Source organism: Mycobacterium sp. IDUB_36, from assembly GCF_055419225.1.
Genome location: NZ_JBVAXH010000001.1, coordinates 2,943,603 through 2,968,066 on the forward strand (window position 1 = coordinate 2,943,603; position 24,464 = coordinate 2,968,066).

Annotated in this window: 24 protein-coding genes; 10 read left to right on the forward strand and 14 right to left on the reverse strand. The window is 65.6% G+C overall.

Going from position 1 to position 24,464, the window contains the following annotated elements; all coding sequences use genetic code 11:
• Positions 1 to 76 precede the first annotated feature (76 nt).
• A complete protein-coding gene (locus tag ACZYW1_RS14565; protein ID WP_463786809.1) occupies positions 77 to 373 on the reverse strand; it encodes a hypothetical protein in 297 nt (98 codons plus the stop codon).
• A gap of 464 nt (positions 374 to 837) precedes the next feature.
• Here ACZYW1_RS14565 and ACZYW1_RS14570 point away from each other — a divergent pair, with 464 nt between their 5' ends.
• Together ACZYW1_RS14570 and ACZYW1_RS14575 are read left to right on the forward strand one after the other, a co-directional pair.
• The gene (locus ACZYW1_RS14570) at positions 838 to 1,734 is read left to right on the forward strand and encodes a phosphoribosylaminoimidazolesuccinocarboxamide synthase (RefSeq protein ID WP_463786811.1); all 897 of its coding nucleotides are present in this window, start codon (positions 838 to 840) and stop codon (positions 1,732 to 1,734) included.
• Positions 1,731 to 3,878, forward strand: coding sequence for a S9 family peptidase (locus ACZYW1_RS14575; RefSeq protein WP_463786813.1), 2,148 nt, complete (start codon positions 1,731 to 1,733; stop codon positions 3,876 to 3,878). Before ACZYW1_RS14570 ends, ACZYW1_RS14575 begins: the two co-directional genes overlap by 4 nt.
• 117 nt (positions 3,879 to 3,995) lie before the next feature.
• Here the strand turns inward: ACZYW1_RS14575 and ACZYW1_RS14580 are convergent, their stop codons facing one another.
• Positions 3,996 to 5,570, reverse strand: a complete 1,575-nt coding sequence (locus ACZYW1_RS14580; RefSeq protein WP_463786814.1) for a DHA2 family efflux MFS transporter permease subunit — start codon at positions 5,568 to 5,570, stop codon at positions 3,996 to 3,998.
• A 75-nt stretch (positions 5,571 to 5,645) separates the two neighbouring features.
• Here ACZYW1_RS14580 and ACZYW1_RS14585 point away from each other — a divergent pair, with 75 nt between their 5' ends.
• From ACZYW1_RS14585 to ACZYW1_RS14595, 3 genes are all read left to right on the forward strand, one after another.
• Complete coding sequence (locus tag ACZYW1_RS14585; RefSeq protein WP_463786816.1) at positions 5,646 to 6,134, forward strand: glutathione peroxidase; 489 nt, start codon at positions 5,646 to 5,648, stop codon at positions 6,132 to 6,134.
• Between the two features lie 79 nt (positions 6,135 to 6,213).
• On the forward strand, positions 6,214 to 6,918 hold the full coding sequence (locus tag ACZYW1_RS14590) for a DUF2334 domain-containing protein (RefSeq protein WP_463786817.1): 705 nt from the start codon (positions 6,214 to 6,216) through the stop codon (positions 6,916 to 6,918).
• A 27-nt stretch (positions 6,919 to 6,945) separates the two neighbouring features.
• Entirely contained in the window at positions 6,946 to 8,598 is a 1,653-nt protein-coding gene (locus tag ACZYW1_RS14595) for an FAD-binding dehydrogenase (RefSeq protein ID WP_463786818.1), read from the forward strand.
• A 43-nt stretch (positions 8,599 to 8,641) separates the two neighbouring features.
• On the opposite strand, the gene ACZYW1_RS14600 is transcribed toward ACZYW1_RS14595, so the two are convergent.
• Positions 8,642 to 9,280: an MBL fold metallo-hydrolase gene (locus ACZYW1_RS14600; protein WP_463786820.1), complete on the reverse strand. Its 639-nt coding sequence runs from the start codon at positions 9,278 to 9,280 to the stop codon at positions 8,642 to 8,644.
• Here ACZYW1_RS14600 and ACZYW1_RS14605 point away from each other — a divergent pair.
• The 3 genes from ACZYW1_RS14605 (at position 9,257) to purQ (ending at position 10,972) form a co-directional block, all read left to right on the forward strand.
• A complete protein-coding gene (locus ACZYW1_RS14605) occupies positions 9,257 to 9,994 on the forward strand; it encodes an ATPase (protein ID WP_463786821.1) in 738 nt (245 codons plus the stop codon). The genes ACZYW1_RS14600 and ACZYW1_RS14605 overlap by 24 nt on opposite strands.
• Positions 9,995 to 10,061: 67 nt before the next feature.
• Positions 10,062 to 10,301, forward strand: coding sequence for a phosphoribosylformylglycinamidine synthase subunit PurS (purS, locus tag ACZYW1_RS14610; RefSeq protein WP_463786822.1), 240 nt, complete (start codon positions 10,062 to 10,064; stop codon positions 10,299 to 10,301).
• The gene (gene purQ, locus ACZYW1_RS14615; protein WP_463786824.1) at positions 10,298 to 10,972 is read left to right on the forward strand and encodes a phosphoribosylformylglycinamidine synthase subunit PurQ; all 675 of its coding nucleotides are present in this window, start codon (positions 10,298 to 10,300) and stop codon (positions 10,970 to 10,972) included. Before purS ends, purQ begins: the two co-directional genes overlap by 4 nt.
• Here purQ and ACZYW1_RS14620 read toward each other — a convergent pair.
• Together ACZYW1_RS14620 and ACZYW1_RS14625 are read right to left on the reverse strand one after the other, a co-directional pair.
• Positions 10,969 to 12,396: a WS/DGAT/MGAT family O-acyltransferase gene (locus ACZYW1_RS14620; protein ID WP_463786825.1), complete on the reverse strand. Its 1,428-nt coding sequence runs from the start codon at positions 12,394 to 12,396 to the stop codon at positions 10,969 to 10,971. The two genes, purQ and ACZYW1_RS14620, sit on opposite strands and share 4 nt — an antisense overlap.
• Positions 12,397 to 12,462: 66 nt before the next feature.
• Complete coding sequence (locus tag ACZYW1_RS14625; RefSeq protein ID WP_463786828.1) at positions 12,463 to 13,263, reverse strand: lysophospholipid acyltransferase family protein; 801 nt, start codon at positions 13,261 to 13,263, stop codon at positions 12,463 to 12,465.
• Between the two features lie 101 nt (positions 13,264 to 13,364).
• Between ACZYW1_RS14625 and ACZYW1_RS14630 the strand changes: the two genes are divergently transcribed.
• Complete coding sequence (locus tag ACZYW1_RS14630) at positions 13,365 to 14,423, forward strand: NAD-dependent epimerase/dehydratase family protein (RefSeq protein ID WP_463786829.1); 1,059 nt, start codon at positions 13,365 to 13,367, stop codon at positions 14,421 to 14,423.
• On the opposite strand, the gene ACZYW1_RS14635 is transcribed toward ACZYW1_RS14630, so the two are convergent.
• From ACZYW1_RS14635 to ACZYW1_RS14665, 7 genes are all read right to left on the reverse strand, one after another.
• The gene (locus tag ACZYW1_RS14635; protein ID WP_463786831.1) at positions 14,420 to 15,868 is read right to left on the reverse strand and encodes a dihydrolipoyl dehydrogenase family protein; all 1,449 of its coding nucleotides are present in this window, start codon (positions 15,866 to 15,868) and stop codon (positions 14,420 to 14,422) included. The genes ACZYW1_RS14630 and ACZYW1_RS14635 overlap by 4 nt on opposite strands.
• 76 nt (positions 15,869 to 15,944) lie before the next feature.
• Positions 15,945 to 16,553: a methylated-DNA--[protein]-cysteine S-methyltransferase gene (locus tag ACZYW1_RS14640; RefSeq protein WP_463786833.1), complete on the reverse strand. Its 609-nt coding sequence runs from the start codon at positions 16,551 to 16,553 to the stop codon at positions 15,945 to 15,947.
• Positions 16,534 to 17,025, reverse strand: coding sequence for an RNA polymerase sigma factor (locus tag ACZYW1_RS14645; RefSeq protein WP_463786835.1), 492 nt, complete (start codon positions 17,023 to 17,025; stop codon positions 16,534 to 16,536). Before ACZYW1_RS14645 ends, ACZYW1_RS14640 begins: the two co-directional genes overlap by 20 nt.
• 6 nt (positions 17,026 to 17,031) lie before the next feature.
• The gene (locus ACZYW1_RS14650; RefSeq protein WP_463786836.1) at positions 17,032 to 17,559 is read right to left on the reverse strand and encodes a methylated-DNA--[protein]-cysteine S-methyltransferase; all 528 of its coding nucleotides are present in this window, start codon (positions 17,557 to 17,559) and stop codon (positions 17,032 to 17,034) included.
• Positions 17,560 to 17,590: 31 nt separating this feature from the next.
• Complete coding sequence (locus ACZYW1_RS14655) at positions 17,591 to 18,295, reverse strand: haloacid dehalogenase type II (RefSeq protein WP_463786838.1); 705 nt, start codon at positions 18,293 to 18,295, stop codon at positions 17,591 to 17,593.
• 19 nt (positions 18,296 to 18,314) lie between these two features.
• On the reverse strand, positions 18,315 to 19,355 hold the full coding sequence (locus ACZYW1_RS14660; RefSeq protein ID WP_463786840.1) for a zinc-binding dehydrogenase: 1,041 nt from the start codon (positions 19,353 to 19,355) through the stop codon (positions 18,315 to 18,317).
• Between the two features lie 89 nt (positions 19,356 to 19,444).
• Positions 19,445 to 20,770 (reverse strand): TetR/AcrR family transcriptional regulator, encoded by a 1,326-nt coding sequence (locus ACZYW1_RS14665; protein WP_463786842.1) that lies wholly within the window; start codon positions 20,768 to 20,770, stop codon positions 19,445 to 19,447.
• A 125-nt stretch (positions 20,771 to 20,895) separates the two neighbouring features.
• Between ACZYW1_RS14665 and ACZYW1_RS14670 the strand changes: the two genes are divergently transcribed.
• A complete protein-coding gene (locus tag ACZYW1_RS14670; protein WP_463786844.1) occupies positions 20,896 to 22,602 on the forward strand; it encodes an MOSC domain-containing protein in 1,707 nt (568 codons plus the stop codon).
• Between the two features lie 27 nt (positions 22,603 to 22,629).
• Here ACZYW1_RS14670 and ACZYW1_RS14675 read toward each other — a convergent pair whose 3' ends face one another.
• The gene (locus ACZYW1_RS14675) at positions 22,630 to 23,427 is read right to left on the reverse strand and encodes a family 1 encapsulin nanocompartment shell protein (protein WP_463786846.1); all 798 of its coding nucleotides are present in this window, start codon (positions 23,425 to 23,427) and stop codon (positions 22,630 to 22,632) included.
• Positions 23,424 to 24,443: a Dyp-type peroxidase gene (locus ACZYW1_RS14680; protein ID WP_463786847.1), complete on the reverse strand. Its 1,020-nt coding sequence runs from the start codon at positions 24,441 to 24,443 to the stop codon at positions 23,424 to 23,426. The genes ACZYW1_RS14675 and ACZYW1_RS14680 overlap by 4 nt, the downstream gene beginning before the upstream one ends.
• Positions 24,444 to 24,464: the final 21 nt, after the last annotated feature.

Here is a 24,464-nt window from a genome sequence, read left to right on the forward strand (position 1 = left end):
GGCCGTTGCGGTCGAGGCGCACGAAGCGTGTCACGTCGCTTTGCGGCGGCCCAGGCCCTTGGTCGCTCCTATCGCACTAGTGAGGATCAGCCTTGGAAGTCTTGCGCACGGCCGCGACCAGAATCCCGAGAACACCGATCACCGGGATGGTGATCTTCCAGACCGTCAGCACGAGCATCGGTCCCCAGAGCGTCAGATCCAGAATGAAGAGGCGGACGTAATCACCTGCTGGGGTGGGCTCGGTATCGGCATGAGTGGCGATGGCACCGGTGTAGAGCCCTAATCCTGTCGGCACCGATACCGCCGCAGCGACAGCCAGTGTGGCCCAGAAGACCCGCCAGACGGAGGGCTTGACGAAATAGAGTCGATTCATCGCCCCGTTCCTACGGTCGGGATGCCGCCTTGGAACGGGTCGCTCAGTCGGGTTGTATGACTGACAAACGGGTCGTCGAAGAACGGTAAGGCGTTGTAGGGCAAAGCGTTCTCCAGCTCCCTTCCAGCCAGGAACATCAGGACGGACGGCCGGAATTGTGGCGTCGCCAACCCAATGGTGACGCATAAGGTTGGTGGCCGGCCCCCACTCACCGCCAGTGCTCGCGGGGTTCCATTGCAGCTGTGCGGTTGGCGCCCCGTCACGGTATTGATAGCTCTCCATGCTGGGGTAGACAGTCGCATTCCCTCCGAGGGCTACCGTTCCGTCAGCTTGCGGGCTGAGGGTAATGCGCCCATTAACCGTCATTCGCGAATCTGTAGCTAATGGCATCTCGGCCACGTCTGCAACTCGTTCAACCGCGATCAGGTGATCGAGGTTTGCAGCCAACTAGTTAGGCTGTCCCGATGGGTCGTCCCGCGCTGTCCGACTACCAGCACCTGGCCAGTGGCAAAGTTCGCGAGCTGTACCGCATCGACGACGACCACCTGTTGTTCGTCGCAACCGATCGGATTTCGGCATTCGACTACGTGCTCGACAGCCTGATTCCCGACAAGGGCCGGATCCTGACCGCGATGAGCGTCTTCTTCTTCGGGCTCGTCGATGCACCCAACCACCTGGCCGGGCCACCCGACGACCCGCGCATCCCCGACGACGTGCTGGGCCGGGCGCTGGTGGTCCAACAGCTCGAGATGGTTCCGGTCGAATGTGTGGCCCGGGGATACCTGACCGGCTCGGGACTGCTCGACTACCAGGCTAGCGGCTCGGTAGGCGGCATCACGCTGCCGCCTGGACTCGTGGAGGCCAGCAGGTTCGCCACACCGTTGTTCACTCCGGCGACGAAAGCCGAACTGGGAGAACACGATGAGAACATCGCATTTGCTCAGGTGATCGAACTGGTCGGCGGAGTCCGTGCCAATCAACTACGTGACCGGACGCTGCAGACTTACGTACAGGCTGCCGATCACGCGCTGACCAAAGGAATCATCATCGCCGACACCAAATTCGAGTTCGGCGCCGACGCCAACGGCAATCTCGTGCTGGCCGACGAGGTCTTCACCCCGGACTCATCTCGGTACTGGCCGGCGGCCGAATACAAGGTCGGCGAGGTGCAGAACAGCTTCGACAAGCAGTTCGTCCGTAACTGGCTGATCGGCCCCGAGTCGGGTTGGGATCGCCACGGATCCAAGCCGCCGCCACCGCTGCCGGACGGCATCATCGACGCCACCCGTGCCCGTTACGTCGAGGCTTACGAACGCATTTCCGGACTGAGCTTCAACGACTGGATCGGTCCGGCCGCATGAGTTCTCGCAACGAACCGCCGGTCGCCAAACGAGTCGACTCGCGGCGGGAATTTCACGGTGACGTGTTCATCGATCCTTACGAATGGCTGCGGGACAAGTCCAGCCCCGAAGTCCTAGGGTACTTGGAGGCCGAGAACGACTACGCCGAACAGTCGACCGCTGCCCTCGAACCGTTGCGGCAGAAGATCTTCGACGAGATCAAAGCCCGCACCAAGGAAACCGACCTGTCCGTGCCGGTCCGGCGCGGCGAGTGGTGGTATTACGCCCGCAGCTTCGAAGGCAAACAATACGGCGTCCAATGCCGCTGTGCGGTAGCCGATCCGACCGACTGGAACCCGCCGGTTCTCGACGAGAACACCGAGATTCCCGGTGAGCAGGTCCTGCTGGACGAGAACGTCGAGTCCGAAGGGCACGACTTCTTCTCGCTCGGCGCGGCCAGCATCAGCCCAGACGGAAACGTGCTCGCCTACTCGGTCGATGTGGTCGGTGACGAGCGATATACATTGCGGTTCAGGGACCTTCGCACCGGTGAGCAGTATCCCGATGAGATCGTCGGCATCAGCGCGGGAGCCACCTGGGGCACCGACAACAGGACCATCTACTACACCACTGTCGACGAAGCGTGGCGCCCAGATACGGTGTGGCGCCACCGGCTGGCGTCGGGCCTTCCGGCCGAGAAGGTCTACCACGAAGCCGACGAGAAATACTGGCTCGGTGTGGGGCGGACCCGCAGCGACAAGTACGTACTGATCGCGTCGGGCTCGGCGATCACCTCGGAAGTCCGCTACGGCGACGCCGCCGATCCGGACGCCGAGTTCGTCAGCGTGTTGCCCCGACGGGAAGGCATCGAGTATTCGGTGGAGCATGCCGTCGTCGGCGGGCAGGACCGATTCCTGATTCTGCACAACGACGACGCGGTGAACTTCACCCTGGTGGATGCACCGGTCGACAACCCGACCGATCAGCGCACCCTGATCGAACACCGTGACGATGTGCGGCTGGACGGCGTCGACGCGTTCGCCGGCCACCTGGTGGTCAGCTATCGCGGGGAAGCTCTACCCCGAATCCAGTTGTGGCCCATCGGTGATGGCGATTACGGCCAACCCAGCGAGATCGCGTTCGACTCCGAACTGATGTCGGCCGGATTGGGGGCCAACCCGAACTGGGACTCACCCCGGTTGCGCATCGGTGCCGGGTCGTTCGTCATTCCGGTCCGGATCTACGACCTCGACCTCGGGACCGGTGAGCGCACTCTGCTGCGTGAGCAGCCGGTGCTGGGTGACTACCGCCCTGAGGATTACGTCGAGCGCCGTGAATGGGCGAACGCTGCGGACGGAACCAAAATCCCGATTTCGGTGGTGCACCGGGCCGGTATCGAATTTCCGGCGCCGGCACTGGTTTACGGCTACGGGGCTTACGAAATCTGCGAGGATCCCCGCTTCTCCATCGCACGGCTGTCGTTGCTCGACCGAGGCATGATCTTCGCCGTCGCCCATGTGCGTGGCGGCGGCGAGATGGGCCGACTCTGGTATGAGCACGGCAAGCTTTTCGAGAAGATCAACACCTTCACCGACTTCATCGCCGTCGGGCAGCATCTCGTCGACACCGGACAGACCCGACCAGAACAACTGGTGGCCTTGGGCGGAAGCGCCGGCGGCCTGCTGATGGGCGCGGTAGCCAACATGGCGCCTGACCTCTTCGCCGGCATCCTTGCGCAAGTACCGTTCGTCGATCCGCTGACGACGATCCTGGACCCGTCGCTGCCGCTGACCGTGACCGAATGGGACGAGTGGGGAAATCCGCTGAGCAACCGGGACGTCTACCAGTACATGAAGTCGTATTCGCCGTACGAAAATGTCGCCGAGCAGAAGTATCCGGCGATTCTGGCGATGACGTCATTGCACGACACCAGGGTCTACTACGTCGAGCCCGCCAAATGGGTTGCCGCACTGCGGCGCGCGAACACAGGCGGCAGCCCGGTGCTGCTGAAGACGCAGATGACTGCGGGCCACGGTGGTATCAGTGGACGTTACGAGCGTTGGAAAGAGACCGCCTACCAATACGCCTGGCTCTTGGCGGCCGCCGATCGCGAGCATTACGGCCGCGGCGAGGTCGGCGATCTCCTCAGCGGCGCGCCGGGGTAGCCGGGTCGTCGTCGACGCCGGCGGGTCGGGCTCCGGCATCGAATGTGCAGCTTAGGTATGCGGAAGCTGCGAGTCGACCGCGACAACCCGCACAGTGGGAGTTCGACGAGTGACGCGTTACACCGGCACCGTCGATTGCGCGCGGCCGGCCGGTGGCGGTTTGTTCGGCAGAAACGCCACCGGCACGAGCGTCAGCGCGACGATCACGATCGACACCATCAGGACGAGGGTGTAGGAGTGGGTGAGGTCGTGCATCAGCCGGGCGGTGAACTCGGCCGAGACCTCGTGGTGCGACGGAATCGGCACGCCGTGCTTGGCGAACTTGCCCCGTAGGATTCCGAGTTTCTCTGCAGCGCCGATGGTTTCGCTGCGGTTGAACTGGCTCGTCAGGATCACCGAGATCAGCGCCGTGCCGATCGCGACGGCGACATGCTGGTTGACGCTGAGCAACGTCGAGCCGCGCGCCACCTCGCGCGGCGCCAGCGTCTGTACCGCCGCCCCGGACAGCGGGGTCAACGTGCACCCGAGGCCGATGCCGGTCGTCACCAGTCCCACCATCAGAATCGGTAGGTAGTCGGCCTGTTGCCATGCGCCGTAAGTGAATACGCTCAATCCGAGCGTGATCAACGCGATCCCGACCAGCAGCACATTGCGAGGTCCGCGCTTGTCCATCAAGGTGCCGGCCAGCGGCATGGTGAGCATCGCACCGAACCCTTGCGGGATCAGCTGCAGGCCGGATTGCAGGGGCGTCTCGTGCAGCAGTTGTTGAAGGTAACTCGGGATGACGAGAAAGGCGCCGAAAAACCCTACCGAGAACGCCATCATCGCGGTGTTGGACAACGTCACCGCACGATTTTTGAACAGTGCGAGGTCGATCAGCGGATGCTCGGTGCCGCGCAGCGCATGCAGGACGAACGCTGCGATCAACAGCGCGCCGATCAACCCGGGTATCCACACCTGGCTGTCGGTGAAGCTGTCGTGCCGCGGCACCGACGAGATCCCGAACAGCAGGGCCGCCAATCCCGGTGACAGCAGCAGCATTCCGACGAAGTCGAATGCCTCTGACGGTTGCGGCCGATCCTTCGGGAATATTGATGCCGCGAGCACCAGCAGCAGGGCGCCGACCGGCAGATTGATGCGGAAGATCCATTCCCAGCTGTAGGCGCTGATCAGCCAACCGCCCAGCACCGGGCCGCCCATCGGAGCCAGCAGCATCGGAATCCCCAACACGGCCATCAGCCTGCCGAGGCGCCGTGGGCCGGCTTCGCGAGTCAGGATGATCAGTGTCAGCGGCACCAGCATTCCGCCGCCGAGTCCTTGAATGACACGAAATGCGATGAGCTGGCTGATATTCGATGCCATCGAGCACAGCAGCGATGCCAGGGTGAACCACAACGCCGCACCCATGAACAGCCGCTTGGTGCCGAATCGGTCGGCCGCCCAGCCCGCCAGCGGGATCACGGTGGCCTGGCCGAGCGTGTAGCCGGTGATCGTCCACGCGACGACCGCCTGGGTCGACCCGAACTCCGCGATGAAGGTCCGCTGGGCGACGCTGACAACGGTTCCGTCCAAGATCGCCATCACCGAGGCGAGAATGCAGACCGCGGCTATCCGCAACAGTCTCGCGTCGAGGGAGTTGGGGTAGTCGACCTCGGCTGCGGAGTCCGTCGGCAGTGCCGCGCTTGAAACCATGACCGCCAGCGTAGCGAGATAAAAGCTAGCTGATCAAATAAACTTCCCGCGGTGCGATGCAGGTAGCCTCCGACTATGACTGTGACCGACATCGCTCTGACCGGGCTCGACGGCGAATCTCTGTCGTTGGCCGACTACAGCGACCGTGCTGTGCTGGTCGTCAACGTGGCATCGAAATGCGGCCTGACGCCCCAGTACGCCGCCCTGGAGCAACTGGCCCGTGACTACGCGGAACGCGGGCTCACCGTGGTTGGGGTTCCGTGCAACCAGTTCATGGGCCAGGAGCCCGGCACCGCCGAGGAGATTCAGACGTTCTGCTCCACCACGTACGGGGTGACGTTTCCGCTGTTGGAGAAATCCGAGGTCAACGGGCCTGGCCGGCATCCGCTGTACGCCGAACTGACCAAGACGCCCGACGCTGCCGCTGAGGCCGGCGACGTGCAGTGGAACTTCGAGAAATTCCTGATCGCGCCCGGTGGAGCGGTGGTCAACCGGTTTCGGCCGCAGACCGTTCCCGACGCACCCGAGGTGATCGAGGCCGTCGAGGCGGTCCTGCCGAACTAGCTGGTCGCGGCGTCGAACTGACGCTTGCTGTCCGCGTGTACGTCACTGTCTGGACACCTGTGATCGTCAAACTCGTGGTGTGTCTGGGAAGTTGATCGTCTCGGTCTCCGGGATCAGCGATCGCACGTTGGACGACGTCGCCGAGTTCTGCAAGAAGATGGACGCCCGCGCGGTGCCGGTGTCGCTGCTCGTCGCACCGCGGCTGAAGGGCGGCTACCGGCTCGATCAGGATCCGGCGACAGTGGAGTGGCTCTCCGGCCGGCGATCCGCCGGCGACGCCATCGTGCTGAACGGCTACGACGACGCCGCCACCAAGAAGCGCCGCGGTGAATTCGCCACGCTCCCCGCGCACGAGGCCAATCTGCGGCTGATGGCCGCCGACCGGGTGCTCGAACACCTCGGTCTGCGAACCCGGCTGTTCGCCGCCCCACGGTGGATCGCGTCGCCTGGAACGGTGACCGCTCTGCCGCGCAACGGATTCCGGCTACTCGCCGACTTGCACGAGATCACCGACCTGGTTCGTCACACGTCCGCGCGGGCACGGGTGCTGGGCATCGGCGAGGGTTTCCTGTCCGAGCCGTGGTGGTGCCGGATGCTGGTGCTGTCGGCCGAGCGGGTGGCGCGCCGCGACGGTGTCGTCCGGGTCGCGGTGGGTGCCGGTCATCTCCGCAAACCAGGCCCGCTGCAGGCGATGCTGGACGCGGTCGACATCGCGCGGCTGCAGGGCTGCGAACCCGCCGTCTACCAATGGCTGGCCGATCAGGCGATTCTCGACGCCGCCTGACCGTCGTGGTCGCTACTGTGTAGCGCCATGAGCGATACCCAAGCTGATGTCATCGTCGTCGGGGCGGGCCTGGCCGGCCTGGTAGCCGCCTGCGAGGTGGCCGAGCGTGGCAAGCGGGTATTGATCGTCGACCAGGAGAACCGCGCCAACCTCGGCGGTCAGGCGTTCTGGTCGTTCGGCGGACTGTTCTTCGTCGACAGTCCCGAACAGCGTCGGCTCGGTGTCCGCGACAGCCACGAACTCGCGCTGCAGGACTGGCTCGGCACGGCAGCGTTCGATCGCCAAGAAGACTATTGGCCCAGGCAATGGGCGCATGCCTACGTCGATTTCGCGGCCGGCGAGAAGCGGAGCTGGCTACGCGACCGCGGCCTGAAGATCTTCCCGTTGGTGGGCTGGGCCGAGCGCGGCGGTTATGGCGCTCAGGGACACGGCAATTCGGTGCCGCGCTTCCACATCACCTGGGGAACCGGGCCGGCCATCGTCGACATCTTCGCCCGCCGACTGGTCGACCACCCGAACGTGCGGTTCGCCTACCGGCACCAGGTCGACGAGCTCATCGTCGACGGCGCTACGGTGACCGGAGTGCGCGGCAGTGTGCTCGAGCCGTCGTCCGAGCCGCGCGGCGTCACGTCGTCACGAAAAGCGGTTGCCGAGTTCGAGTTTCACGCCCAAGCCGTGATCGTGACCAGCGGGGGCATCGGCGGTAACCACGACATGGTGCGAGCCAACTGGCCCACCCGGATGGGTCGGGTGCCCGAGCGGATGCTCGCCGGTGTACCCGCCCACGTCGACGGCCGGATGATCGCGATCACCGAGAAGGCCGGCGCCCGGGTGATAAATCCGGACCGGATGTGGCACTACACCGAAGGCATCACCAACTATGACCCGATCTGGCCGATGCACGGCATCCGGATCATTCCGGGCCCGTCGTCGCTGTGGCTGGACGCCACCGGCAAGCGGCTGCCGGTGCCGCTGTATCCCGGTTTCGACACCCTGGGAACGCTGGAGTACATCGCGAAATCTGGGCACGACTACACCTGGTTTGTGTTGAACGCCAGAATCATCGGCAAGGAGTTCGGGCTGTCCGGGCAGGAGCAGAATCCCGACCTGACCAGTCGCAGCGTGCGTCAACTGGTGAAATCGCGGGCCGGATCGGGTGCGCCGGGGCCGGTGCAGGCGTTCATGGATCGCGGTGTCGACTTCGTGACCGGAAAGTCGTTGCGCGAGTTGGTTTCTGCCATGAATGCGGTGCCAGATGTAGCACCGCTGGAGTACGCGACCGTTGCCGACGAGGTCACCGCCCGCGATCGCGAAGTGGTGAACAAGTTCACCAAGGACGGTCAGATCACCGCGATCCGGGCGGCCCGCGAATTCCTGGGCGACAAGCTGGGCCGGGTGGTCGCGCCGCACCCTCTGCTGGATCCCAAGGCCGGTCCGCTGATCGCGGTGAAGTTGCACATCCTGACCCGAAAGACGTTGGGCGGACTGGAGACTGATCTGGACTCTCGCGTGCTCGGCACCGACGGTACCCCGCTGAACGGGTTGTACGCGGCCGGCGAGGTGGCCGGCTTCGGCGGCGGCGGAGTGCACGGCTATCGCGCGCTGGAGGGCACCTTCCTGGGCGGCTGCATCTTCTCCGGGCGCGCGGCCGGCCGCGGCGCCGTCGGCGACATCGGCTGACTGCCGCTCGAGACCGCGCCCAGCGCAGCCTCGCCGCACGAGCCTAGAAGGCGACGCCGGTCTCCTCCGGCAGGACCTGGAAGTCGGTGTCCGTCATCTCAGTGAGCCGGCCGTAGTAGATGCCGCGTGCCTCGGGCGCGACGACAGCTTGGTGGATGGGAATCGCGCGGGCCGGCGCAACCGCCCGCAGATAGTCGACGGCCTCGGAGATCTTCATCCAGGGCGCCGCGGCCGGGGTGGCCAGCACGTCGATCGGCTCGCCCGGAACGAACAGTGCATCGCCGGGATGCATGAAACGTCCTGATTGCCCGCCCTCGTCGATCACGTACGAAATGTTGTCGATCACAGGGATTTCCGGGTGGATGACGGCATGCTTGCCGCCGAGTGCGCGGATGGTCAGCTCACCGACCGACAGCTCGTCGCCGACGTGCACGGCCTGGCACGGCGCGGACAACTGCGCGGTGGTCTGCGGGTCGGCGTAGAGCGCGACACCTGGGTTGCCGTCGAGCAGAGCAGGCAGCCGCTCCTCGTCCACATGGTCGGGGTGCTGATGGGTGATCACGATCGCGGAGAGGCCGGTGATGCCCTCGAAGCCGTGCGAGAAGCTTCCCGGGTCGAACAGCACGGTGGTGTGACCGAAGTCGGCAAGAACGCAGGAATGACCGAAATGCGTGAGTTGCATGTCTACGATTGTGCGCTCATGGGGTGCACGCGCATGCGCCTAGTCTTCGCGACGGTGCTGATCGCAGGCGGCCTACTGGTCACATGGGTGTCGTGGGCCCCGGCGCGGGCGGACCCGGAGAGCTGCCCACCGACCTGCGATCAGATTCCCGCCACCGCCTGGATCGCGCGGGAGGCGATACCGCTCTACTCGACCTACCACTGGCCGGCGCCGGCCGGGCCGGGCGCGCCCGCGATGGTCATGACGGGCGCGGCGACGCCCCGGTTCCGATTCGAGGACGTGTGCGCGACGCCGTCCTTTCCGCAGGACACCCGTAACTCCGCGGTCGCCGGCCGGGTGATCGTCGACAAGCCGGCAGGTCAATGGCAGTTACGAGCCGAAATCCTGCATTGGCGCGGGGACACCGCCCGCGGCGGTCCGGTGGCGATGTCGGTATTCGACCTCGTCGCACCCGCGCTGCGCGCCTGCCAACTGGGCGCGGCCACCGAATCGCCGTCGTTGACCGTCGACGAGCCGACTCGGTTGGCGGCCGTGATCAGCGGACCGGTGATCCTGCATACCTACTTCGTGGCGCATCCGGAAAGCAGCACGATCAGCGAGCTGACCCTGTGGGGCGCGGATCCAGTCCAGCCGCCCTGGCCGATCATCTCGGACGCCCAGGTGCTGGACGCCATGACATCGCCGGTCTGCGCGGCCTATATCGGCTCGTGCTAGCACGACGGTCGCGGTCCCGACCGGTACAGTTGGCGCCGAGCAGCCAAGACAGTCGTGAGGAGTGCCGGTGGCCCGGGTGGTTGTGCACGTAATGCCGAAGGGCGAGATTCTCGACCCGCAGGGTCAGGCAATCGTCGGCGCACTCGGCCGGCTCGGCCATGGCGGTATCTCAAACGTCCGGCAGGGCAAGCGCTTTGAGCTCGAGGTCGATGACAGCGTCGACGACTCGGCACTGGCCGAGATCGCCGAGTCGCTGTTGGCCAACACGGTGATCGAGGACTGGACAGTCAGCCGGGAGTCGCAGTGACCCCGCGCGTCGGCGTCATCACCTTCCCCGGGACGCTCGACGACGTGGACGCGGCCCGCGCGGCGCGCGCCGTCGGCGCCGAATCGGTCAATCTGTGGCACGCCGACGCCGACCTCAAGGGCGTCGACGCAGTGGTGGTGCCCGGCGGCTTCTCCTACGGCGACTACCTGCGCTGCGGCGCGATCGCGAAGTTCGCTCCGGTGATGGGCGAGGTCATCGCCGCGGCCGGCCGGGGATTGCCGGTTCTGGGTATCTGCAACGGTTTTCAGGTGCTCTGCGAGGCCGGCCTGCTACCCGGAGCGTTGACCCGCAACGCCGGTCTTCATTTCATCTGCCGCGACGTGTGGCTGCGGGTCGAATCGACGTCGACGGCCTGGACCTCGCGTTACGAGCCCGGTGCAGAACTGCTGATTCCGCTGAAGTCCGGCGAGGGCCGATACGTGGCCTCCGACGCGGTGCTCGACGAACTGGAAGGCGAGGGTCGTGTGGTGTTTCGCTACCACGACAACGCCAACGGTTCGCTGCGCGACATCGCCGGAATCAGTTCGGCCGACGGCCGCGTCGTCGGGTTGATGCCGCACCCCGAGCACGCCACCGAGGCGTTGACCGGACCGTCCGACGATGGTCTGGGCTTGTTCTACTCGGCGCTCGACGCCGTTCTGACCGCCTAGCGAAGCGCGTGTTCGGCCAGCAGGCCGGCGGCCTCGTCGCGGGTGGAAAGACCTGCGACGCGGTGTAATTCGGTGAAAGCCTCGCCCAGTGCCTCGGTGGCCTCGTGCGGGTCGTCGAAGGTCGCGTCGTCGGTCAGCACCGCGATACCGAGCTGGTCGACATAGCTCCACACGGTGATGTTCACCGGGGCGCCCGGGGACAGCACACCGGTCGAGTAGATCTCGCTGACCGGCGCGCCGGCAAAGTGACCCCGTTCCCGGGGCCCCGGCACGCTGGAGACGGCGACGTTCATCATCTTGTTGGGCGCATCGCGGTGGCCGAGCCACCGGAATGCCGCGGGGGCGATCGCGGTCGGAAGGTAGCCCATCAGCTGTCCGTAGAGCCGTGGGCCGAGGATCTCGTGGTCTTCCTTGGCGATCTTGGTGGCCAGCGCCACCAGTTGGGCCCGCTCTGCCGGGTCGGCGACGTGCACCGGGAGCGAGATCGACAGGCCGCTGATCTCGTTGCCGGTGACGCGACCGGACTTGTCGGTCGCGGTGGGCACCGATGCGATGATCGGCCGGTCGGCCTCGCCGTCGTAGCGCAGCAGCAGCTGCCGCAAGCCACCCGCAGCGGTCGCCAGTACGACGTCGTTGAGCGTGATACCCAAACTCTTCGCGGTCGCCTTGACGTCGGCCAGCCGCAACGCCGTGGTGGCGAACCGGCGTTGCGGTGTCACCACGTGGTTGAGGAACGTCGGCGGTGCGTCGAACGCGTCGGCGAGGTCGGGATGATCGCCGCGTTCCCGGGTGCGGCGGCGCACGCGACTGAAACCTTTCGCGGCGTCGCCGATCAGTCCGGGCAGATCGACGATCTGCCGGACGTGGTCTCGGCCGGCGGCCAGCAGCAGACCGGCGGTCGTCGGGCTGACGCCGGCTTCGTCGTTGTCGCGTTCGTCAGTCGGTGCGTCCTTGAGGTCCATCGCGCGGGCGAGCAGGTTGACCGACGCGACACCGTCGGCCAGGGCGTGGTGGATCTTGCCGATCAGTGCGAACCGGCCGCCGGCCAGTCCTTCGGCGACATGGAACTCCCACAGCGGCCGGCTGCGATCCAGGGGTGTGGAGGCCACCTCGCCGATGACCGCGTCGAGCTCGCGGCGGCCTCCGGGTGCGGGCACCTGCACCCGGTGCAGATGGTAGTCGAGGTCGACGTCGCAGTTCTCCAGCCACATCGGGTGGTGCAGCCGCCAGGGAATGTCAATCAGCTTGTAGCGCAATGGTTCCAGCAGGTGCAGGCGCCGCAGTAGATGGCGCCGGAAGGCCTCGAAGCTGAAGTCTGTGTCGCCGCTCGCGGGGTCGACGATCGCCACCTTCAGCGTGTGCGTGTGAAGGTTGGGCGTCTCGCTGTAGAGCAGCATGGCGTCCATGCCGTTGAGTCTTCTCACGCCCACCTCCGTGTCGACGTGTTCATGCAAGCACCTGAACCGGTGCCGTTGATCGGAATGGTCGATTCAGCCCAGGATGGGGAACCGGCGCTGCTTGGCCAGCCGGTCCAAGGCGCTCTGCATGACCGAGCGGACGTACTCGTCCACCTCGCCGATGTCAGGGTCCGTGCCGAACTGCTCGGTGATGTCGATCGGCTCGAGGACCTCGGTGACGATTTTCGACGGCAGCGGAAGGTTGGGCGGAAAGATCATGCTCAGACCGAACGGGAAGCCGATGCTGAACGGCAGAATGTCGACCCGCGCCTTGGTGATTCCCAGCTTCTTGGCCAGCCAATTGCCGCGGGTCAAAAACAGCTGGGTCTCCTGGGCGCCGATCGACACGGTCGGCACGATCGGCACGCCGGCCTCGATCGCAGTGCGGACGTAACCGGTTCGACCGTTGAAGTCGATGGTGTTCTCGAATGTCGGCCGGTAGGAGTCGTAGTCTCCGCCTGGGAACACCAGCACCACCGCACCCGAATGCAGTGCTACCGAGGCATTTTCGCGGCTGGCCTCGATGACGCCGAGCCGCCGGAGCACGCCGTCCAACGGGCCGATGAAGATCCCGTAATGGCCGAGCGTGTAGACGGGGCGGTCGTAGCCGAACTCCTTGTAGAAAGCCGGCGAGAACACGAAGACGTCGGGGGTCAGCATCCCGCCGGAGTGATTGGACACCACCAGCGCCCCGCCCGTCGCCGGGATGTTGTCGATGTTGCGCACTTCGGCGCGGTGGTACTGCTTGATCAGCGGACCGACGGTGTTGGCGACCTGCTTGGTGAACTCCGGGTCCCACTTGGCCGTCTCGCGGTTTTTCGGCGCCTTTGCCATGTGAGAACCTCTGGGTTGCAGATCGACGTTACGAGCATGTTACTCTTGCTTTTGGAGAATGTCATATCCGTTTGCTGTGGCCAACGCCGATCCGAGGGACGATGACCGAGAAGGTACTTGTCACAGGGGGTTTCGGTCTGGTCGGATCGCAGACCGTGCGGCGACTCGTCGCTGATGGCCATCAGGTGGTCACGACCGATCTCGGTACGCCCGAGCAGCGCGAGGCGGCCACAGCACTGCCGGCGGGCGCCGAAGCGTACTGGGCCAACCTGACAGATCAGGGCGAGGTCGAACGGCTCATCTCCGACGTGGCACCGACGGCGATCGTGCACTTGGCCGCGCTGATCATTCCGGCGATCTTTCGCAACCGCGAACTCGGCCGCAAGGTGAACGTCGATGCCACCGCTGCACTGATACGCGCCGCGCGGTCGCATGCCAGTCCGCCGCGCTTCGTGCTGGCCTCCAGCAACGCGGTGTACGGGTCGCGCAATCCGCATCGACACCCCGAACGACTGACGTCCGAGTCGCCATTGCGGGCGTCTGATATTTACGGCGCCCACAAGATCGAGGCCGAAAACCTGCTCTGTGCTTCGGGTTTGGAGTGGGTGATCCTGCGTCTCGGCGGGGTGATCAGTATCGAGCCCGGCGCGATGCCGTTCAGCACCGATGCGCTGTTCTTCGAGAGCGCGCTGCCGGCCGACGGGCGCATCCACACCGTCGACGTCCGGGACGTGGCGTCCGCATTCGCGGCGGCAACCACCGCCGACGTCGTCGGCGAGACACTGCTGGTCGCCGGTGACGACTCACACCTGCTTCGGCAGAAAGACATCGGCCCGGCGCTGGCCGCGGCGCGCGGGCTGTCGAATGTCCTGCCCGCCGGCCGCCCCGGCGATCCCGACAGTGACGAAAACTGGTTCGCCACAGACTGGTTGGACACCACCCGTGCCCAGCAGGCGTTGTCGTTCCAGAGTCACTCGTGGCCCGAGATGCTTGCCGAGGCGCGCGCATCCATCGGGTGGCAGCGTTACCCGATGGCCTTGATTTCACCGATCGCGCGGCTGGTCCTCAAGCGCCGAGCCGCCTACCGCGACGCGCCGGGCCGCTACGCCGACCCGTGGGGCGCGATAAGGTCCCGATTGGGCGAACCCGGACCCGACTAAGTCCCCGTCGAATCCCGATAGGCTTCAAGGAGTCTCAGCCACACTTCGCTGATCGTCGGGAAGCACGGCACCGCGTGCCAGAGTCGCTCGACCGGCACTTGGCCGGCAATGGCGATTGTGGCTGAATGCAACAACTCCGAGACTCCGGGGCCGACGAATGTAGCGCCCAGCACGTGGCCGCGGTCGGCGTCGACCACCATCCGGGCCCGCCCTACGTATCCGTCCGCATAGAGTTCGGCTCCCTTCACGGCATCGCCGATTTCCACGTCCGCGGTGCGCACGCGGTACCCGGCCTCTTCAGCGTCCTGTCTGGTGAAACCGACCGCTGCCGCTTCAGGGTCGGTGAAGAACACCTGCGGGACGGCGTAGTGGTCGGCCGTCGTCGCGTGCGTCCCCCACGGGCCGGTCTGCAGTGGCCTGCCCGCTGCTCGCGCCGCAATCGCCGACCCGGCGATCCGCGCCTGGTACTTGCCTTCGTGGGTCAGCAGTGCCCGATGATTGGCGTCACCGGCCGCATACAACCAGCCGTCCTCGACGCCGCGGACCCGGCAGGTGTCGTCGACATCGAGCCAACTGCCCGGGGTGAGACCGACTGTCTCCAAACCGATGTCCACGCTCCGCGGTGCGCGGCCGGTGGCGAAGAGCACTTCGTCGACGTCGAGTGAGCTGCCGTCGTCCAGCTTCACGGTCACCGGCCCGTCTGCAGAGGGGCGGCGGAGTCCGGTCACCGAGACGTTCTTACGTACATCGACTCCCGACTTGCGCAACCCGGCCTCGACGAGCTCTCCGACGAACGGTTCCATCCGGGGTAGCAGGGCCGAACCTCGAACCAGCAAGGTCACCGAGGAGCCCAATCCATGCCAAGCAGTTGCCAATTCGACGCCGACTCCGCCGGCACCGACAACGGCGAGACGGCGCGGAACAGACCCGCTGTCGGTGCCCTCGCGGTTGGTCCACGGCCGTGCCTCGGCGATACCGGGCAGGTCCGGAAGGGCAGCGCCGCTGCCCGTGCAGATCACGACGGCGTGCCGGGCGACGAGCACGGATGATTCGCCGTTCTCAGTCGTCACCACGATGCGGCGAGGTCCGTCCAGCCGGCCGTGACCGCGCACCAGGGTCGCGCCGATCCCGGTAATCCATTCGGCCTGGCCCGCGTCATCCCAGTTGCTGACGTAACGATCACGGCGACCGAAGACGCCTGACGCGTCGATCGAACCTGTGACCGCCTCGCGCGCGCCATCGATGCGAGCTGCATCGGCCAAGGCGATCACCGGACGCAACAGCGCTTTGCTCGGGACGCATCCCCAGTAGGAGCATTCACCGCCGACCAGCTCGCGTTCGACCAGCACGACGCTGAGGCCACCCGCTCGGGCGCGCTCGGCAGCGTTCTGCCCAACCGGCCCGGCGCCCAGCACGACGACGTCGTAAATCTGCTCCGCGCTCATGTGGCCCTCTCTCTCGGTACTGCAACAGGGTACGCTAAATGGGTTACACAACCCATAATTTTCGGTGCCACCGGCGTCACCCGGCTTCCTCGAGATCGAGCAACGCACGTTTGGCGGCCGGGCCGCCACGGTAATTGCCCGTCGTGCCGTCGGAGCGGATCACCCGGTGGCACGGCACCACGACAGGGATGGGGTTCGTCGCACAGGTCGTCCCGACGGCACGAACTGCTCTGGGAGAACCGGAAAGTCGAGCAAGCGTGCCGTAGCTGGCGGTGCTGCCGTAGCCGATGTCGTGAGCCAGGTGCTCCAGGACGATGCGGCGGAAACCCGTGGAAAGCTGCCAATCCAGTGGCACCTCGAAGGTGCGCCGGCGTCCCGCAAAATACTCGTCCAGTTGTTGCGCAACGGAATCGAGGCGCGCGGGCGCGTGTAACAACCGGGAGCTGATCCGGTCGGACAGGTTCTGCAGCACACCGTCGTGACCTTCGTTGCTGAACGCCACGCGAACCAGCCCGGCCGGTGTCGCGGCGATCAGCAGCGCGCCGACAGGGGAGTCGACGGTTCGGTATGCGACGTCGAGTGCGCCGTCGCGCTCGGCTGCCGCTGCCAGGCGGGAGTGCAGGCGGGCGAGGTCGTTGTCGTCGACCGGGTAATGCCCGACGAGGTCAATGTTGTTCACGCTCAACCTCCGTGGTGCGCGGGTAGGTGCGTCGCAGGGTCGCGATGCCGTCGGCGGCCGCGCGGCGGGTGGCGGCCGCGGTGCTGTCGACGATCGTGGCGATCTCGGCGTAAGGCAGGCCGGCCAGGTAGTGGTAGGCCACCGCTTGGCGCTGCTTGGGCGGCAGCTCGGCCACCGCCTCATTCAGGTCGGCATGCCGGTCGTCGGCATGATCCGGCGTCGGCAGGTCGGGAGTCTCCGGGACCGGTAGCGCCCGGCGCGCGGTGGCGCGCATGATGTCGATGGCCTTGCGATGAGCAATCGTGACCAGCCACGCCTCGACATTCGCGTCGTCGGGCAGCGTGGGATAGGCCTTCATCGCCGCCAGAAAGGTTTCAGACCAGGCGTCGTCGGCGTCGGCGTGACCGAGGACCGCGCGTGCCACTCGCAGCACGGTGGCACCGTTTCGGGCCACAATGCTCTCGAATGGCGGCTTCACCGATCGCTACCAGAGTGCCCGCGGTGCAACGGGTATCGCCTTCTCCAACTCGAGCAGGTACTGCTTACGCTCGAGGCCCCCGGCGTATCCGGTGAGCTTGCCGGTGGATCCGACGACGCGGTGACACGGGACGAAGATCGACAACGGGTTGTGGCCGACGAATCCGCCGATGGCGCGCGGGCTGATGCCGTTTCCGATCGCGCGGGCCAGGGCACCGTAGGTGGTGGTGCTGCCATACGGGATCTCGATCAGCAGCTGCCAGAGCCGTCTGGCCCGTTCGCTGCCAACGGGATTGAGTGCGATGTCGAAATTTCGGCGCGCGCCGGCGAAGTATTCCTCCAGCTGGATGATGGCGTCATCGAATCCGCGATCGACCGTCGGCTCGACCTGTGGCCCGAAGCCGGCCTGATCCGGATTTGTCCAGTGCCCCGGGTAGTACAGCCCGGTCAACCCGTCGTCGTCGCGCACCAGCGTCAGGGGTCCGATCGGTGAGTCGATGACGGCATGGCGCGTCGACGTGGTGATAGTGGACATCTGAGCCTCCGGTGGTCGGTCGATTTGCGTTCTATCCGGTAGACGTCCCGGGCGCGCCGGTTGTGAGGTGAGCCGCCAGATCGCGCAGATCGGTCGCGACAATCGTCGGCTGCGGCAAGCCGGGCACCGGCAGCGCGGCATTGCCGGGCCGGGTGATCAGCGCACCGTCGAACCCCACGGATTGCGCTCCGATCGTGTCCCAGACATGTGCCGCGACCATCATGCACTCCGATGGGGCCACGGCCAGCTGCTCGCACACGTAGCGGTACGTCGCCGGCGCGGGCTTGAAAGCGCGGCAAGCATCCACACTGAACTGCCGTTCGAACAGATGACTCAATCCGGCATGCTCCAACGGACTGGGACGGGTTGGATCAGGCGGCGAGTTGGTCAAGGTGACGAGCCGAAAGCCGTTGTCACGCAGAGCGGTCAGCCCCACTTCGGCGTCGGCGTGCGCGGGCATGGTGAGCATTGCATGCTTCAGCTCATCGGCGTCATCCGCCGAGACGTCGATGCCGCGGGTGGCTGCGACCATTCGCAAGACACCCTGACCCAGCGTGAAGAAGTCGATGTAATGCCCTGACGACGTCATCGTCATCGAGTACATGACCAGTTGGCCGAACCACTGTCGCATCGTTGCCGGATCGCCCAACACCCGCGCGAAAATCGGCGTCAGAGAGTCGATGTCGATGAGCGTCTCGTTGACGTCGAGGACAAGAACCGGTGGAGCGTCGGTCATGGCTGCCATCATCGATCGCTCATTCGACGATGACAACCAGCTTTCCGCCGGCGTCGCCCGTCTCCATGGTCCGATGCGCTTCGTGGATCTCGTCGAAGGAGAACACCTGGGACGGTGCCGCCTCCAGTTCGCCGGCGGCCACCTGGGCGGCGATGTCCTGCAACGGTACGTCGGAGAGCGGGAACCCTGGGTTGCCGAAGACGAAGCTACCGAAGAACGACCAATTCACGCCGCTCGCCATCCGCAGCAGGGGATTGAAATCACCGATCGGGTCCAGCCCGCCGAGCCAGCCGGCCAGGCAGGCAGTGCCGTCACGCCGAAGCATGTCCAGCGAGTCGAGAATCGTGCTGTTGCCGACCAGGTCGAGGACCGCGTCGACCTTCTTGGCCTCCGCTATCTCGGCGGCCAGCGTCGGTGACTCCAACTCGACCCGGGTGGTGCCGAGTTGTTCGAGCAGCGGGAATCTCTTTCGACTGCGCGTCGTCGCGATGACCCGCGCGCCCGCTGCAACAGCCATCTTCACCGCGGCCTGGCCGAACGACGACGTCGCTCCCCGCACGACAAGAGTTTGGCCGGAGGTGAGCTTGAGATTGCGAAAGAGACACGTCCAGGCGGTGGCGTAGGTCTCCGGCAGCGCCGCCAGTTGGGACCACGGCAGGTCGGATTCGACGCCCGTGACGTTGGCCGCGCGAACCCGGGTGTACTCCGCGTAACTACCGTTGACGGTTCGGCCGAGACCACCCATCAGCGCCGCGACTTTGGCTCCGACGGGGAACTCACCACCCGGACACGAGTCAACGGTGCCGACGCATTCGATGCCGCTGACCTCTGCGGCTTCGGCCCATTCGCCGCGACGCATATGCATTTCGGCGTGGTTGATGCCGAATCCTCGAACTCTGATGACGACCTCGCCGTGCTTCGGCAGCGGCTTGGGTATCTCGGTGTAGACGAGTCGGTCGAGCCCGCCGAAACCGGCCAGGACGATCGCGCGCATAGTCTCACCGCCGGGTTGTTCACGGACAACGGCGGGCGCTGTGGGCAGGACGTCGGCGTCGGACATGACGTGTCTCCCGGTCATATAAATGGGTTGTGCAACCCATATTATGACGAGGAGAACCAGGCCTGTCTACCGAGCAACCGGGTCATACCTCAGGGCCGACTCCTCGGCACCTGTCGGGCGAATGAGCGGACGTAGGCGACTGCCGCGTCGAGGGCGGCCTGCAGCGGCTCCGCGTCTTGGGTGATGTGCGTGAGCATCGCCCCGCCCTGATGCGCGACGACGAGCGATGTCCCCAGGTGTCGCGGGTCGGCCTCGTCTTGCAACTCTCCGCGGCGCCGCATCACGCTGAGACCAGCCTCGAACAAGGCGAGCCACTGGTCATATCCGGCCGCGACATCGTCCTTGACCTCGTCGTCGGAGTCGATCAATTCGCCCGCAAGCGAACCGTAGACGCATCCCCCGAGGCGATACACACCGTCGATATCGGCGGTGCAAGCGTCGGCCCATGCCTCTAGATCGTCGAGCGTGTCCAGCGAGCCGAGACTCGGCTGAGTGTGAAAGGCGACCACGTCCGCGCGCCGGGCCGCAATGACCTGTCGGGTCAGATCGCGTCTGTCGCGAAAGTAATGGGAGATCTGTGAACCACTGACTCCGGCGGCGACGCGCACCTCGTCGATGCTGGTGTTCGCCGCGCCACGCTCGAAGATCAGACGCTTGGCTGCGGTCACAATGCGTGCCCGGGTGGCCAATCCTTTGCGTGTCAGGCGAAGTCCCTCAGCCTCTCGAATGGCGGACTTTCGCCGATCGCGCGGACGCCGCACCGAACGGGCGCGGCGTTCGGCCGGATCGGTCGCGAACATGCGCAGATAGTTGACCGCGAAGCGAGTGGCATCCGCGTGTGGCCACGGTGCCCGGTAGATGAAGGCCAGCGTGCCGCCCCCCTGATGCGCCCCGACTATGACCAACGCGATCCGCCGCGGATCGGCCTCGGCGACGAGCAGGTCGCGTACCTTCATCTGCTGGACCGCTGCCTCCAGCAGTTCCACCCACCGCAGATATGCCGCCGCGAGCGTTTCGCGCGAGGCGGCATCGGATTTCGCCAGTTGTGCGGCCAGGGCGTGGAAAGTCGTTGTGCTACCGGATGTTCCGATTCTTCTCAGATAGCGCATGTTCAGGTCGATCCATTGTTCGAAGTCGTCGAAGGATTCGAGATCCCTCAGTCTGGGCTGCCGGTGAAAATCGAGGACCACGTCGATTTGATGCAGGACGACCGCGCGAATCAGCGCATTTTTGTCGGCGAAGTAATGAGCAAGTTGAGAGCCGCTGACTGACGCGGCTTTCCGGATGCCATCCAGGTTCGTCCCCGCGAGGCCTCCGGTGACGATGAGCTGGGCGGCTGTGTGGACGATCCGAGATCGGGTGGCCCGGCCCTTGGCGGTGAGCCGTAATTCGTCCCCGTCGTCGGGATTGGCCATCGAGTCAGGTTACCCGCGAGCGCGAGTCGATCTGGGATGTTCAGCCCAGTTGATCGGGTGGCGCGGGTAGACGGTGGTGCCACGCTGGTGTACACAATCAGCAGGGGGCCACTCGAGGAGTCGTCGTGGGCAGACTTGAATCAGTCAACGTCGGAATGCCCAAAAACGTTCAGTGGAACGACAAGACGGTCTACACCGGGGTCTGGAAGAGTCCGGTCGCCGGACCGGTGATGGCCAGACGCCTCAACCTCGACGGCGACGGTCAGGGCGACCTTGCCGGCCACGGCGGCGAACACCGCGCCGTCATGGTTTACCAGACCGAGTCGTACGAATTCTGGAGAGCCCACCTGAACCGCCAGGACATCGAACCGGGACATTTCGGCGAGAATTTCACCGTCACCGGCTTGGCGGACGATGCGGTGTGCATCGGCGACCGCTACCGAATCGGGGCCGCGGAATTCGAAGTCACGCAGCCCCGGGTGACCTGCTATCGGGTCGGCCTCCGGTTGAATGAACCTGACATGCCGAAACTTCTTGTTTCGCAACATCGCCCGGGGTTTTACTTACGGGTTATCCGGGAAGGATCGGTTCAAGCCGGCGACGACATCGTCCTGACGCGGCGGGGACGACACGAATTGAGTGTCGCCGACGTGGACGCCTTGCTGTACCTACCCGATCGCGATATCGAACAGCTGCGCAAGGTCGTCGACATCCCAGCGCTGAGCCCGGGCTGGGTGCAGTCATTCCACGATCTGCTCGCGCAACACGAAGCCGGCAGTGAACAGACGGCACCGGCCGTCGGAGTCGAGCCGGGGTGGAGCGGCTTTCGCCGACTACGGGTCAGTGCCGTGCATCCGGAAAGCCCTCGCGTGACCTCGATCTCGCTGACCGCCGAGGGTCACGCGGCGCTGCCGCGTCCACGGCCCGGCCAGTATCTGACGGTGCGTATCCCCGGTGATCCAGCACCGATGCGCAGTTACTCGCTGTCCGGTGACCCCGCCGCGGGCGACTACCGGATCAGCGTCAAGCGCGAAGAACAGGGACAGGTCAGCAACTGGCTGCACGACCACATCGAACCCGGTTCGGTGCTGGATGTGGCGGCCCCGCGAGGCGACTTCTGCTTGACCGAAGCCGATACCGCCGTCGTCCTGATCTCAGCGGGTATCGGTGTCACGCCGGTGCTCGCGATGTTGCACGCCTTGTCCCGGTCGCACACCGGTCGAGAGGTCTGGTGGTTGCACACCGTCCGCGATCCGCGTTCTCAGGCTTTCACGGACGAGGTCAACGCCCTGATCGAGTCCCTGCCCCGCGGCCGGCAAGGGGTGTTCTACACGGGGTCCCAGGACCGGATCGACCGTCACTCGGTGGGCGCACTGGGATTACCTGGTGACGCAACCGTATACCTGTGTGGCCCAAACCAATTCATGACGGAGATACGTGGCGCGTTGACCGCGGCGGGAATCGACCCGGCGCGGGTCCACAGTGAACTGTTCGGTGCCCTGCCGGCGATCAACCCCGGCGTCGTCGACGACGCACCACGGACGCCACCACACCAGCCGCCCGGTCGGCCCGGGACGGGGCCGTCGATCACCTTTGCCCGCAGTGGACTGACCGTCAGGTGGCCGTCCGGTGTCGGCAGTATCCTCGACCTCGCCGAAGCGTGTGATGTGCCAACCCGTTTCGCCTGCCGCAGCGGCGTCTGCCACGTCTGCGAGACCGACATCGTCGATGGATCGATCAACTACGTTCAGGCGCCGCTGGAGCCACCCGGACCAGGCTCGGTACTGATCTGCTCAGCGGCGCCCGCCGGCGACCTGGTACTGGACCTGTGAGTCGGCCACCGGCGCGCACGCCTGTTCCTACACGCTGAGCGCAACCGAGGCTTCGGCGGTGTAGTTCAGGAAGGTGAGGGTCTCCTGCAGGTAGAGATCCACCGTGTCGGCGTTGTGCGACAGGTAGCCGATGGACACGTCGGTGCCGAGCTGAAGATCGAAATCCCCACCGCGGGTGGTCAACACGAATGCACCGTCGATCGCGGGCGCCCAGATGATGTCCCCGTTGACCAGCCTGTTGATGTGCTCCAGGATCGGGTATCCGTGCTCGGTGGTCTCGCTCACCTTGGTGTAGACATCGGCGGACAGCAGCACCGAGTAGGGGCCGTCGACACCGGCAAGCCGCAGTCCCGACAACGCCTGGGTGATGATGTCGGGGATCGCGCGGGGGTCCTCGGGCAACTTCAGCGGCGGGTTGCTGCTGGCGCTGCGAACGCCTTCGATGGATGCGGCCGGGTAGCCCTCGAAAATGGCCCGGTCTTCGGCGAACGCCAGCTTCTTGGCGGCCTCCTTCACCGGATCCCAGTCGGAATCCTGCGAACCACGCTCCACGTCGTCGATCTCCGAACGCGACAGCGTGAACGGAACCCGAAGCCGCACAAGCGGTTTACTGGCACGCAGATGGCTTATCACGCCGTCGGAGGGCGCGGTGACGTCGACCAGGCGCCCGGTGCTGATGGCCGCGGCGGCCGGTCCGGCCGGCTCGCTGACGTCGACGACCCGGCGACCGGCGATGTGACGCTTGAACGTCCGCCTCGCCTCGACCTCGATTTCATCCCACGCTTCTTCGGTGATCGGTGCGAGATCGCGGTACAGGTTGTTCATTGCGGGGTTCCTTTCAAACTGCCGATCGCCAACGAGCCGTCCGCGGACGTTGTAAGTATCGCCGGAGTGGCTGCCGTGGAGATCGGCAGTGGCGGCGGGTCGTCGAGAAAGTCGACGGTGGGGGAGAAGAAGAGCCCGCCGGTGACGGCGGTGGAGAAGTCGAGGATCCGGTCGGTGTTGCCGGGCGGATCGCCGAGAAACATATTGTGCAGCATCCGCTCGGTGACGCGGGGGGTGCGCGAGTAGCCGATGAAGTAGGTGCCGAATTCGCCCTTGCCGAGTTCGCCGAAGGGCATGTTGTGCCGCACGATCTTGAGCTCGGTGCCGTCGTCGTCGGTGATGACGTTGAGCGCGATGTGCGCGTTCGCCGGCTTGTCGTCGTCGTCGAGTTCGAGATCCTCCAGCTTGGTCCGGCCGATCACGTGCTCCTGCTCACCGACCGACAGTGAGTCCCACGACGACATGTCGTGCAGGTACTTCTGCACGTGCACATAGCAGGATCCGGCGAAAGCAGCGTCTTCGTCACCGATGGCCGTCGCCGAAACCGCCAGTGCACCATCAGGATTCTCGGTCCCGTCGACGAAGCCGAGCAGGTCACGATTGTCGAAGAACCGGAAGCCGTGCACCTCGTCGACCACGGTCACCGCACCGGCCATCGAACGCAAGATGTTGTTGGCCAACTCGAAGCACACATCCAGTGTTTCGGCCCGCAGATGGAACAACAGGTCACCGGCGGTGGCCGGGGCGGTGTGGCCGGGGCCTTCCAGGGCGACGAACGGGTGCAGCTCGGCGGGCCGCGGACCGTCGAACAACCGGTCCCAGGCGTGTGAACCGATCGAGGTGATGACCGACAGATGCTTCGCGGGATCGCGAAAACCGGTCGAGCGCACCAGCCCCGAGATCCCCGGGAGCGCCTCGTGCACGACCTCTTCACCGCCCGGCTCGATGGTGACCACCAGGAATATCGCGGCCGGCGTCAGCGGCGCGAGCACCTGCTGCGGTTGCGGGGTGGGCACGCCAATGACCCTAACGTTTCG